The organism is Streptomyces sp. GESEQ-35 (assembly GCF_017948485.1).
Taxonomy (GTDB): Bacteria; Actinomycetota; Actinomycetes; order Streptomycetales; family Streptomycetaceae; genus Streptomyces.
The window spans coordinates 494084-506360 of the sequence record NZ_JAFFSX010000002.1; the positions used below are offsets into that span (position 1 = coordinate 494084).

At 70.0% G+C, this 12277-nt stretch carries 10 protein-coding genes; 3 read left to right on the forward strand and 7 right to left on the reverse strand.

All coding sequences use genetic code 11. The annotated features are described in order from the left end of the window. Positions 1 to 94: 94 nt before the first annotated feature. The gene (locus KCH87_RS05730; RefSeq protein WP_210584669.1) at positions 95 to 2905 is read right to left on the reverse strand and encodes an AAA family ATPase; all 2811 of its coding nucleotides are present in this window, start codon (positions 2903 to 2905) and stop codon (positions 95 to 97) included. 266 nt (positions 2906 to 3171) lie between these two features. Between KCH87_RS05730 and KCH87_RS05735 the strand changes: the two genes are divergently transcribed. Together KCH87_RS05735 and KCH87_RS05740 are read left to right on the forward strand one after the other, a co-directional pair. Then, positions 3172 to 4839 (forward strand): AMP-binding protein, encoded by a 1668-nt coding sequence (locus KCH87_RS05735; RefSeq protein ID WP_210585003.1) that lies wholly within the window; start codon positions 3172 to 3174, stop codon positions 4837 to 4839. After that, on the forward strand, positions 4836 to 6422 hold the full coding sequence (locus KCH87_RS05740; protein WP_210584671.1) for an AMP-binding protein: 1587 nt from the start codon (positions 4836 to 4838) through the stop codon (positions 6420 to 6422). The genes KCH87_RS05735 and KCH87_RS05740 overlap by 4 nt, the downstream gene beginning before the upstream one ends. A 3-nt stretch (positions 6423 to 6425) precedes the next feature. Here KCH87_RS05740 and KCH87_RS48860 read toward each other — a convergent pair whose 3' ends face one another. The 5 genes from KCH87_RS48860 to KCH87_RS05765 all read right to left on the reverse strand — a co-directional run bounded on the left by KCH87_RS48860 (position 6426) and on the right by KCH87_RS05765 (position 9695). Further along, complete coding sequence (locus KCH87_RS48860; RefSeq protein WP_210584673.1) at positions 6426 to 7547, reverse strand: ATP-binding protein; 1122 nt, start codon at positions 7545 to 7547, stop codon at positions 6426 to 6428. After that, the gene (locus KCH87_RS05750) at positions 7534 to 7827 is read right to left on the reverse strand and encodes a hypothetical protein (protein ID WP_210584675.1); all 294 of its coding nucleotides are present in this window, start codon (positions 7825 to 7827) and stop codon (positions 7534 to 7536) included. Before KCH87_RS05750 ends, KCH87_RS48860 begins: the two co-directional genes overlap by 14 nt. 9 nt (positions 7828 to 7836) lie before the next feature. Then, the gene (locus tag KCH87_RS05755; RefSeq protein WP_210584677.1) at positions 7837 to 8196 is read right to left on the reverse strand and encodes a hypothetical protein; all 360 of its coding nucleotides are present in this window, start codon (positions 8194 to 8196) and stop codon (positions 7837 to 7839) included. 215 nt (positions 8197 to 8411) lie between these two features. Continuing rightward, positions 8412 to 8822, reverse strand: a complete 411-nt coding sequence (locus KCH87_RS05760) for a hypothetical protein (RefSeq protein ID WP_210584679.1) — start codon at positions 8820 to 8822, stop codon at positions 8412 to 8414. 117 nt (positions 8823 to 8939) lie between these two features. Next, entirely contained in the window at positions 8940 to 9695 is a 756-nt protein-coding gene (locus tag KCH87_RS05765) for a hypothetical protein (protein ID WP_247195715.1), read from the reverse strand. 169 nt (positions 9696 to 9864) lie between these two features. Here KCH87_RS05765 and gcl point away from each other — a divergent pair, with 169 nt between their 5' ends. Then, positions 9865 to 11649 carry a glyoxylate carboligase gene (gene gcl, locus KCH87_RS05770; protein ID WP_210584681.1) on the forward strand — a complete coding sequence of 595 codons (1785 nt, stop codon included), beginning with the start codon at positions 9865 to 9867 and terminating at the stop codon, positions 11647 to 11649. Positions 11650 to 11873: 224 nt separating this feature from the next. On the opposite strand, the gene KCH87_RS05775 is transcribed toward gcl, so the two are convergent. Beyond that, positions 11874 to 12122, reverse strand: a complete 249-nt coding sequence (locus KCH87_RS05775; protein ID WP_210584683.1) for a hypothetical protein — start codon at positions 12120 to 12122, stop codon at positions 11874 to 11876. Positions 12123 to 12277 lie beyond the last annotated feature (155 nt).

Consider the following 12277-nt stretch of genomic DNA (forward strand, 5'->3'; position numbering starts at 1 on the left):
CTAGGGCCGCAGCGCCCACCTCCCAATGAGGGAACCCCCTAAGGGAGTTGGGCAGGGAAAACCCTCGGTCGGGCTCAGTAAACCCGTACCGGTGTCACTTCGCGCGGCGTCCTGCCGCCAGTCGGACGATATCCACGCGCGATCGGATCCCCAGCTTGCGGTAGACCCGGGTCAGGGTCGCCTCGACCGTCTTGACGCTGATGAACAGGCGTCCGGCGATCTCCCGGTTGGTCGCGCCCTCCATGACCAGCGCGGCGACCTGACGCTCCATCGAGGCGAGGCCCTCCAGACCGTCGAGCGCGACAGGCGGCTCGGCGGCCGGTTCCGGCGGGCTCGCGGCCGCCGCCGTGTCGACCTGCCTGAGCCACGGCAGCGCGCGGCAGCGGCGGAACAGCCGGGCCGCTTCGTCGTACGACGTCGGCCCCGGCCGCCGGGTGCGCAGCGAGGCCAGCACGAACGCGGCCCGGGCCTCTTCGAGGCCGTAACCGAGCTTGGCGAGCCGGTCCTGAACCGACGTCAACTGGGCGACGGCGGCGTCGTGTTCACCCCGCGCGGCACGCACCAGGGCCTCCGCCCGGTCCAGCACGGCGAGCACGCTCTCGCGGCCGAGCCGCATCGCCTGTTCGCGGGCGACGTCGATGACGTCCTGTGCCTCGGCCGGCTCGTCGATCCGCACCAGCGCCTCGGCGAGGTCGCCGTGCCAGCGGCCCCGCGCCGGGTCGGTGATGCCGAGCCCCTGCTCCAGTTCCCGCACCCGGCGCAGCGAGCGGACCGCCTCCGCCGCGTCCCCGGCGACCAGCTGGGCGTACCCGAGGGCGGCCAGGGCCCGGGAGATGTACACCTGGTCGCCGCCCTCCTCGGCGTGCTCCACCGCCTCCCGGGCCAGCGTCAGCGCCCGGTCCACCTCGCCGCCCGAGGCCTCCGCGATCGAGGTGAGGACGGCGGAGGCGACCTCGCCGATCCCGGTGTCCCGGGCCAGCCGCAGGCCCTCCCGGGCCAGGTCCAGCGCACGGCCGCAGTGCCCGGACCGCAGTTCGGTCTCGGCCACCCCGCGCAGGAAGTGCACCTCGCTCTCGACCGACCCGCGCCTACGCACCTCGCGCAGCAGGGCGGTGACCGTCGCACGGGCCTCGGCCAGCTGGTCGCTCATGATCAGCCAGCGGAACCGGGAGTAGCCGGCCCCGTTGTGATGGCAGGCCACCCGCGGGTCCTGGGGTTCCGTCAGCGCGCGCCGGATGGTCGCGGGGGCGTTCGTATGGCCCATGAGGGTCTCGATCTGGGCCTGGAAGGAGAGCGCCATGAGCTCGGTGTACCGGTCGCCGCCCCGTGCGGCCAGGTCCGCCGAGTACGCCGCCTCCCGGCGGGCCTCGTCGAAGTCGCCCTCCACGAGCAGGCCCCGCCAGGCGAGTTGGTAGTGGATCAGGGCGAGCAGCTTCGGGTCGTCGCCCGCGTCGGCGAGGGCCTGCGGGAAGACCGAGTCGACCTCCGTCATGGCGTGGCCCGCCGTGTCGATCACGATGATCCAGGCCCGCACCCGGTCCTCGGGCACGGTCGTCCGGCTGAGCACCTCGCGGGCGATGTCCCGGGCGAGCTCCAGGTCGCCGGCGGTGATCGCGTCCTCGGCGGCGGCCAGCCTCAGCACCTCCTGGCCGGGCGCGCCGTCCGCCGGGGTGTGCCGGGCCGCGAGCAGGCCGAGCGAGGCGGCCATGGAGGGGGCGCCCCGGTCCCGCGCCAGGGTGGCGGCCTCCGCGAGCCGGGCCGCCACCTCCGGATCGGTGCCGTTCGTCGCCAGGGCCAGATGCCGGGCCCGCTCGATCGGATCGGAGGCCGCGGTGGACAGTGCGGCATGTGCCGCCCGCCGCTCCTGCGCGGCCGCCTCCGCGTACAGCGCGGCCGAGATCAGCGGATGCGCGAACCGTACGGCGGGACCCTCGGGCTCGGTCGCGAGCAGCCCGAGCGCGGCCGCCTGGGCGGTCTCGGCCTCGGCGTTCTCGCGGCCGGCCGAGTGCAGCAGGGCCAGCGTCGGGCGGGCGCCGGCGCTGGCCACGAGCAGGGTGTGACGGACCTCGTCGGAGAGGTTCTCCAGCCGGCTGAGGACGAGGGCCCGCAGCGAGGTCGGGACCGGCAGCGGCTCGCCCGGCCGGGGACGCGCGGGGCTCTCGGCGAGCGCGCGGCCCAGTTCGAGGGCGAACAGCGGGTTGCCGCCGCTGGTGCGGTGGATCTCGCGGACCGTGGAGCGCGACAGGCCCGTGTAGCCGCGGTGGTCGAGGAGGTCGGACACCTGGGTGCGGGAGAGCGGGTTGAGGCGGACGGCGAGGGTGTCCGGCGGGGACGCGCGTAGATGGCGGTCGTACTCCTGGCCCTCCGTGCGGACCGCGCACAGCATCCGCACCGGGGTGTCGCCGAGGCGGCGCGCGGCGAAGCCGAGGAGCTCGGCGCTGGCCGGGTCCAGCCACTGGAGGTCGTCGGCGACGATGAGAACGGGTCCTTCGGCGGCGAGCGCGCGCAGCGCGGACAGCACCGCCAGGCGCAGCGCGAGCCCGTCGCGCTGGAGCGTGGACTCGCCGCGGCCGGTGAGCGCCGACTCCAGCGCGGTGCGCTGGGCGGCGGGCAGCTGGTCGGACACCTCGTCCAGGGCCAGACCGAGCAGGTCGGCGAGGGCGAGGAAGGGGAGGTGGGATTCCGACTCGGTCGCCGAGCAGCGCAACACGGTCCGTGCCGCTTCGGCATATTGCGCGGCCAACGCCCGCAGGAGCGTCGACTTTCCTATTCCGGCGGGGCCGTGCAGCAGCACGCTGCCGCCTCGGCCGAGCTGCTCACGCGCCGCCGTGACCAGCTCCTCCCGGCCGATGACCAGGTCGGGGCGGCTTCTGGCAGGCTCCTTGAAGTCCCGTCGCACGGTCACCGCTCCCCTCCGTGTGTCGTGTCCGGGCCAATATTAGGCAATGGGTCTTTGAAATTCGGACGTGTGGCGAGGTGAGGGAAATAACAGGGACGGAGCATGCGGATATTCACAGCGCGGGTGAATGAATAATCGGTCGTCGAAGAGGGGTCGGTCGAGGCACGTGACAACGGCGTCCCGGCGGGGGTAGGGAGAGCTGGAGCAGGTCTGGGAGCCGCCCGGTGCTGGCCGGGGACCGAGGAGGACGGATGACGACGCCGATGGAGTCGATGGAGTCGATGGAGGAGTTCCGCAGGGCACGGGACTTCCTGCTGGAGCACCGCGAGGACTACGCCACGGCGTACAAGGGCTTCGTCTGGCCCCGGCCCGAGCGGTTCAACTGGGCGCTCGACTGGTTCGACGCCATCGCCCAGGGCAACGCCCGGACCGCGCTGCACATCGTCGAGGAGGACGGCGACGAGGTCCGGCTGTCCTTCGCCGAGATGTCGGAGCGCTCGAACCGGGTGGCCAACTGGCTGCGCGGGCAGGGCGTCGCGGCGGGGGACCGCATCCTCGTCATGCTCGGCAACCAGGCCGAGCTGTGGGAGACGGCGCTGGCCGCGATGAAGCTGCGCGCGGTGGTCATCCCGGCCACCCCGCTGCTCGGCCCCGCCGACCTGCGGGACCGGGTCGAGCGCGGGCGCGTGCGGCACGTGCTCGTACGGGCCGAGGACACCGGCAAGTTCGACGAGGTGCCCGGCGGCTACACGCGCGTCGTGGTCGGCGCCCCGGCAGCGGGCTGGCGGACGTACGAGGACGCCTACGCGGCCCCCGCGGACTTCGCGCCCGACGGGCCGACCCGCGCCGACGACCCGCTGATGCTCTACTTCACCTCCGGTACGACGGCCCGCCCCAAGCTCGTCGAGCACACCCACGCCTCGTACCCGATCGGGCATCTCGCCACCATGTACTGGATCGGCCTCAGGCCCGGCGACGTCCACCTCAACATCTCCTCCCCGGGCTGGGCCAAGCACGCCTGGTCCAACCTGTTCGCGCCGTGGAACGCGGAGGCGACCGTCTTCCTGCACAACTACACACGCTTCGACGCGGCCCGGCTGATGGCCGAGATGGACCGGGCGGGCGTGACCACGTTCTGCGCCCCGCCGACCGTGTGGCGCATGCTCATCCAGGCCGACCTGACCCAGCTGCGCACCCGGCCGCGCGAGGCGGTGGCCGCGGGAGAGCCGTTGAACCCCGAGGTCATCGAGCAGGTGCGGCTGGCCTGGGGCGTCACCATCCGGGACGGGTTCGGCCAGACCGAGACGGCCGTACAGGTCTCCAACAGTCCCGGCCAGCGGTTGAAGACGGGCTCCATGGGGCGGCCCAGCCCCGGCTACCGGGTGGAGCTCCTCGACCCGGTCTCCGGAGCGCCCGGCGCCGAGGAGGGCGAGATCGCCCTCGACCTGTCGGCCCGCCCGGTCGGCCTGATGACCGGCTACCACGGCGACCCGGAGCGTACGGCGGAGGCGATGGCGGGCGGCTACTACCGGACGGGAGACGTCGCATCGGTGGATGAAGACGGATACCTGACGTACATCGGGCGAAGTGACGACGTCTTCAAGGCCTCCGACTACAAGATCTCCCCCTTCGAGCTGGAGAGCGCCCTGCTGGAGCACGAGGCGGTGGCCGAGGCGGCCGTCGTGCCCGCGCCGGACGAGCTGCGGCTGGCGGTGCCCAAGGCGTACGTCGTCCTCGCGGAGGGCTGGCAGCCGGGGCCGGACACCGCGAAGGTGCTGTTCGAGCACTCCCGTGAGGTCCTCGCCCCCTACAAGCGCGTCCGCCGCCTGGAGTTCGCGCCGCTGCCCAAGACCGTCTCCGGCAAGATCCGCCGGATCGAGCTGCGCGAGGCCACGGCCGCCGGCTCGGACGCCGAGTACCGCGAGGAGGACTTCCGGTGACCTCGTACACCCATGGGACGAGCGGGACCGCGCTCCTCGGCGACACGATCGGCGCCAATCTGGACCGGGCCGTCGCCGCCTGGCCGGACCGCGAGGCGCTCGTCGACGTGCCCTCCGGGCGGCGCTGGACCTACGCCCAATTCGCGGCGGACATCGACGAGTTGGCGTACGCGCTGGTCGCGAGCGGCGTCGCCAAGGGTGACCGGGTGGGTATCTGGGCGGTGAACTGCCCCGAGTGGGTGCTGGTTCAGTACGCCACCGCCCGCATCGGCGCGATCATGGTGAACATCAACCCGGCGTACCGCACGCACGAGGTCGAGTACGTCCTCAACCAGGCCGGGATCTCCCTGCTGTTCGCCTCGCTCCGGCACAAGACCAGCGACTACCGGGCGATGGTCGGGCAAGTGCGGGGCAAGTGCCCGCAGTTGAGGGAGACCGTGTTCATCGGGGACCCGAGCTGGGACGCGCTGATCGCGCGGGGGACGCCTGTTCCGTACGAGGAACTGTCCTGCGACGACCCCATCAACATCCAGTACACCTCGGGCACGACGGGCTTCCCGAAGGGGGCCACGCTGTCCCACCACAACATCCTCAACAACGGTTACTTCGTCGGCGAGTCGATCTCGTACAGCGAGCAGGACCGGATCTGCATCCCCGTGCCCTTCTACCACTGCTTCGGCATGGTCATGGGAAATCTGGCGGCCACGTCGCACGGCGCGTGCATGGTCGTCCCGGCACCGTCCTTCGATCCGCAGGCCACGCTGGAGGCGGTGCAGCAGGAGCGGTGCACCTCCCTGTACGGCGTACCGACCATGTTCATCGCGGAGCTGAACCATCCGGACTTCGCCACATACGACCTGTCGTCGCTGCGCACCGGGATCATGGCGGGTTCGCCCTGCCCGGTGGAGGTGATGAAGCGGGTGGTCGCCGAGATGCACATGGAGGAGGTCTCCATCTGCTACGGCATGACCGAGACCTCCCCGGTCTCCCTCCAGACCCGGATCGACGACGACCTGGAGCACCGCACCGGCACCGTCGGCCGGGTCCTCCCGCACATCGAGGTGAAGATCGTCGACCCGGCCGACGGACGGACCGGGCCGCGGGGCGTTCCGGGCGAGTTGTGCACCCGTGGCTACAGCGTGATGCTCGGCTACTGGAACGAACCCGAGAAGACCGCCGAGTCCATCGACGCCGCCCGCTGGATGCACACCGGCGACCTCGCGGTGATGCGCGAGGACGGCTATGTCGAGATCGTCGGCCGCATCAAGGACATGATCATCCGGGGCGGCGAGAACATCTACCCCCGCGAGATCGAGGAGTTCCTCTACGCCCATCCGAAGATCGCGGACGTCCAGGTGGTCGGCGTACCGCACGAGCGCTACGGCGAGGAGGTCCTCGCCTGTGTCATCCCGCGCGACCCGGCCGACCCGCCGACCCTGGAGGAGCTGCGGTCCTTCTGCGACGGACGGCTGGCCCACTACAAGATCCCCAGCCGGCTGCAGATCCTGGACTCCTTCCCGATGACCGTGTCCGGGAAGGTACGCAAGATCGAGCTGCGGGAGGAGGCTGTGCGGGGGCTCTGACGCTCAGCTCACCTCCTCGGCGTGCTTCCCGTCGGCCAGGCGGCGGCGGAGCTGGTCGGCGACCGACTCCCGTCCCTCTTCGGTGAGTTCGGCCGCGGTGGTGTCCGCAGCCGGAGCGGCCGGTCGGGGCGCGCGCTGCTCCTCGAGCGCCGACAGCAGCGCGGCGCGGGTGACGGTGCCGAGGCGGCGGCGGGCCGTGCCGACGGCCGCTAGGACGACCGCCATCTTGATGTCGCGACCCGACACGTCGGACACGTCGGCGAGTTCGTCGAGCGTGACGTCGTCGTGTACAGGCAGTTCGGCGGGCAGGTGGGTCTGCCAGATGAGCCTGCGGGCCGTGCGGTCGGGCAGCGTGAAGTCGACGTGCAGCAGCCGGGACTCGATCGCCGCGTCATAGCTGTGCGGCAGATTGCTCGCGAAGATCACCAGCCCTTCGAAGGTGTCGAGCGCCATCAGCAGTTCGGTCCGCATGGAGTTGATGGCGCTCTCCGCGGCCTGCTGGGGCTGGGCGAACCGGCGGGAGAGCAACGACTCCGCCTCGTCGACGAACAGGACGGCGTTCTGTTCCTTGGCCGTGGCGAACAGCGCGGCGAGGTTCTTCGGGCCTTCGCCGTGGTACTTGCTTTCCAGGTCCGACAGCCTGCAGGACAGGATGCGGCGGCCCAGCCGGTGTGCGATGGCATGGGCGGCCATGGTCTTTCCCGTGCCGGGCGGCCCACGGAAGTTGACCGCCGTGGACGGATTCGGCTCGATCGACCGCAGGTTCCAGGTGCCGAAGACGAGTGGAGCCACCTCGACGAGCGACACACAGTCGAGCAGTCTGTCGGTGGTCTCGTGGGGCAACACCAACTGGTCGAAGCTGTAGAGCGGTTCGATCGTCGGAAACTCGGGCGTCTCCGTTTCGTGCTCGGTGGCCGGGGCCGACCGGGCCTCCTCGTGCGCCGGTTGGCCGTATCCGGCGCTGATGGCGAACGGGGCGGGCCGGTAGCGGCTGATGACCTCACCGAGCATCGCGAACAGGCGCACTCTGAACTTCACCAGCTCCCGTTCCGGGATGTCCTCGGGGAATCCGCTGAGGAACAGACGGGGCGCGAACCGGGTGTCCCCGGATTCATGTGCGGACACGGATCACACCTCCCGACGTGGCGAGCCTGCGCGTGAGTTCGGGATCCAGGGCGTGGGCGTCCCAGGTCTGGTCGGCGGCCCTGACCCCGGCCGATGTGAAGATGCCGGCGACGACGTGGTAGTCCCCGCTGGCCAGGCGGCTGGAGAGGATCTCGGCGTATCCGCCCCGCAGGGACCGTCCGCGGACCCAGGTGTCCACCATGTCCCAGGTCACCTGGGCCAGCACGGCTCCGGCGGCGAGGCCTGCCAGGAGGAGGAAGATGATGCTGATGGGTTCCACCGTCGGTCCTCAGGTGTAGACGACGAGGCCGCGGCCCGCCGTGTGGTTCTTCACCACGTCGACGCCGGGCTCGCGGGAGCTGGCGAGCGCGCGGGCCTCGATCACCCGGCCGCTCCGCTCGTCGAAGAAGCCCTGGACGACACGTGTGGACGCGGTCACCGGGGTCTTGTCGAAAACCCCGCCCACCTTCGCGTAGTCCTTGTTGGCGATGCGCTCCGCCAGGGTGAAGGCGATGGCGTTCGTGTTCTCCGCCTTGATCTTTCCACGGGCCTTGAACCATTCCGTGATGATTTCCACGGTGATGGCCACGATGGCCACAGCGATATACCCGAAAAAGGAGATCGCGGCGATGAGAGAGAGTGGATCCATTGTTCTTTCCCCCGATGATGTTCGTTTGCTACGTGATTTTGTTCAGTTGTGGCGCCGGAACCATTGGTTCAGCTCTTCCTGATCGATCCGGACTTCGTGTCGGCGCCGCCTCAGACGTATCCGGAGCGCGGCGATGATTACGGTCGACGCGGCAATCAACGCCGCACCCGCGCTCACCCATTTCCACATAGGTTCCTCGATTCCCCGTTGGCGAGCTACTCGAAGATGATGAGTTCTCGGCCGCCGAGCATGGCCGTCAGCTCCCGGTCCAGGCGCCGGGCCACCATGAACCGTCCGTGCGGAGACCCGGTGGGGCTCAGGCAGGGCCGGTTCGCGGAGTCCACGAACAGCTGGAGGCAGGGGATTCCGGAAGCAAGCCCTTGCCGTATGAGGAGGGCGCCGTGATCTACCTCGGGTGTGTCCGGGCGTTCTTCCACGAAATAGCGCACGATCTCGTCGAAGGTGAGCAGATCCAAGTGGCGGGGTCGCGGCACCTGTGCCCTTTTGATCGCCGCCTTGCCGAGGAGTTGCAGAACTCCCACGATGGCCTCGGTCGGGTCGGGTGGCGCCTCATTTGCCCAGCGTCGCAGTTTGCGTTCGTGCGCGGATTGCGGATCATCGGCCATGTCATCATCCCCCGAAGCCGTATCTCCAGAGGCAAGAGTGTAGCGGCGGAGGCCGTTTTGTGTATCGCCTTTTTTCGGGGTCCGGAAATGTTATGCGCTGTGCGATTTTCCGTGCGATTACAGGGCGTCGGTGGTGCCCGTTGCCCCCGTCGCATCCAGTTCGTCGGCGAGGCTGTTGACCGGCTGGGGGGTGCCCGTGAGGTCGAGGACGAAGAGGGGGATGCCCAGGGCGTCGGCGCGGGTGCGGGCGTCCGTGGCGTATCCGGCGAGGGAGAAGTAGACGCAGTCGGCGGACTCCGACATGGCCGTCAGCCACAGGCACTCCACGTCCCGCAGTGAGGCGGGGCGCACGGTCGGATCGACCTGGGCCACCAGGCCGCGGGCGGCCAGGCCGATACCGGACGGGGGCCGCTGGTCCGCCCGGCGGATGTCCTCGTAGCCGAGCCAGCGCAGATAGAGGGCCGCGGCGGTGACGGCGTCGCGGGCCGTGCGGATGGTCACCGGGTTGAAGGCGCGTCGCGGGGCCGGCGTCGCGGGTTCGGCCGCCTCGCCGTCGGCATCCGCGCGCGCCATCGGGATCCGCAGCAGAGTCCCGCAGGCGCAGCCCAGCTCCGGCCGTGGCCACTGGTCGCTGCGGCCGCAGGACGCGCAGCGCACGGTGACCCACTGCTCGTCCCAGACCGGGTGGGTGACGGCCGTCGCGGTCCCCTCCGGATCGAGCGGCGGGATCACGGGCGCGCCGCACGCGCATGGATACGACGGCGCCGTGTAGAGCTGCTCGCACCGACAGGCCGGGCAGCGCACCGACACGCTCTCGGACATGGCCCACTCCAGGACGAGATCGCGACCGCACACCGGGACAAGCGCTGCCATCGTCCTCCAGAAAACCCCTGCTTGTCCGTCTCTTGACTGCCCTTCCCCGACCCGCCTACATTGTTTCCAGATAGTAGAAAACAAATTCCACAATACGGAAGTCAATCGGAAGTACTCACCGCGGGGCGCGACGGGAGTGCACATCCGACAGCCGAAGCAGGAGTACTCAATGGCTCGTATGACCGCTGCCCGCGCGGCAGTCGAGATCCTCAAGCGCGAGGGCGTCAGCGACGCGTTCGGTGTCCCGGGCGCGGCGATCAACCCGTTCTACGCGGCCCTCAAGGCCTCCGGCGGCATCCAGCACACTCTGGCCCGGCACGTCGAGGGCGCCTCGCACATGGCGGAGGGGTACACCCGGACCCACCCCGGCAACATCGGCGTCTGCATCGGCACGTCCGGCCCGGCCGGCACTGACATGATCACCGGTCTGTACTCCGCCATCGGTGACTCCATCCCGATCCTGTGCATCACGGGCCAGGCCCCGACCGCCGTGATCCACAAGGAGGACTTCCAGGCCGTCGACATCGCCTCGATCGCCAAGCCGGTGACCAAGATGGCCGTCACCGTCCTGGAGGCCGCGCAGGTCCCCGGCGTCTTCCAGCAGGCCTTCCATCTGATGCGGTCCGGCCGTCCCGGCCCCGTCCTCATCGACCTGCCGATCGACGTCCAGCTCACCGAGATCGAGTTCGACCCGGAGACGTACGAGCCGCTGCCGGTGTACAAGCCCGCCGCGAGCCGCGCCCAGATCGAGAAGGCGATCGGCATGCTGAACGCCGCCGAGCGCCCGCTGATCGTGGCCGGCGGCGGCGTCATCAACGCCGACGCGGCCGAACTCCTCGTCGAGTTCGCCGAGTTGACCGGCACCCCGGTCGTCCCCACCCTCATGGGCTGGGGCATCCTGCCCGACGACCACGAGCTGAACGCCGGCATGGTGGGCCTCCAGACCTCGCACCGCTACGGCAACGCGACCTTCCTGGAGTCCGACTTCGTCCTCGGCATCGGCAACCGCTGGGCCAACCGCCACACCGGCAAGCTGGACGTCTACACGGCCGGCCGGAAGTTCGTCCACGTCGATGTCGAGCCCACCCAGATCGGCAAGATCTTCGCCCCGGACTACGGCATCGCGTCCGACGCCAAGGCCGCGCTAAAGCTGTTCGTCGAGGTGGCAAGGGAGTTGAAGGCGGCTGGCAAGCTGCCCGACCGCTCGGCGTGGGCGGACTCGGCGCAGGAGAAGAAGGCCACCCTCCAGCGCCGTACGCACTTCGACGACATCCCGATCAAGCCACAGCGCGTCTACGAGGAGATGAACAAGGCCTTCGGCCCGGAGACCCGGTACGTCTCCACCATCGGCCTCTCGCAGATCGCCGGCGCCCAGATGCTGCACGTCTACCGGCCGCGGCACTGGATCAACTGCGGCCAGGCGGGCCCCCTCGGCTGGACCGTCCCGGCCGCGCTCGGCGTCGCCAAGGCCGACCCGGAGGCGCAGGTCGTGGCGCTCTCCGGCGACTACGACTTCCAGTTCATGATGGAGGAGCTGGCGGTCGGGGCGCAGCACAAGATCCCGTACGTCCATGTCCTGGTCAACAACTCCTACCTGGGCCTCATCCGCCAGGCGCAGCGGGCGTTCGAGATCGACTTCCAGGTCAACCTGGAGTTTGAGAACATCAACTCGCCCGAGCTGGGCGTCTACGGCGTGGACCACGTCAAGGTCGCCGAAGGCCTCGGCTGCAAGGCGATCAGGGTGACCGACCCGAACGAGCTGGGTGCGGCACTCGAGGAGGCCAAGAAGCTGGCCGCCGAGTTCCAGGTTCCGGTGATCGTTGAGGCGATCCTGGAGCGGGTCACCAACATCTCCATGTCCACCACCAACGACATCAGCAACGTGGTGGAGTTCGAGGAGTTGGCGACCGAGCCCGGCCATGCGCCGACGTCGATCAAGACGCTGAAGGTCTGACGTACCCGCACCAACACCAGGGGCGGTCCATCCGAGGGGGATGGGCCGCCCTTCGCGCTGTCCCGCGGTCGTCGCACTGACGCCGGGCCCGCCGCCCCCGTGCCGGCGGGCCCGGCGTGTGAGGTTTCTGCCCGCTTCGGGGGGAGGTTGAAGCCTCCCTGCCCGTCTTCAGAGCTTGATTTGAGGGTTCCGTAGGCGGGGTACGCCCCGTGCAGCAGGCGGACTCACTGCTCGTGGTGCTCCGACAGTCCCGGCCAGTCGTCCGGGCCGCCGCCCTGCCACTCGATGCGGTCGCTCCGCTCCACGTCCGTCACGTACAGGTCGGCCAGCCGCAGAATCTCGCCCACGTCGTCGATGTGCGAGGCGACCCCCAGCGTCTCGTCGTCCGTGGTGACACGTCGGGAGCCGTCCAGGGCCGGCGGATGCACCACGATGTGCGGATGTTCCAGTGGGTGTGCCCTTGGGTGTGCCATGCCTTCAGCGTCCTGCGGACGGGCCGTGTGCGCACCCCGGAAACGCCGAGAGCGCCGGATACGGGTTGTCCGTATCCGACGCTGAGCGCTCCGCTGGAATTGCCGCGATGTGCGTCGTCCGCTGCGGCGCCATCGTGGCTGGTCGCGCAGTTCCC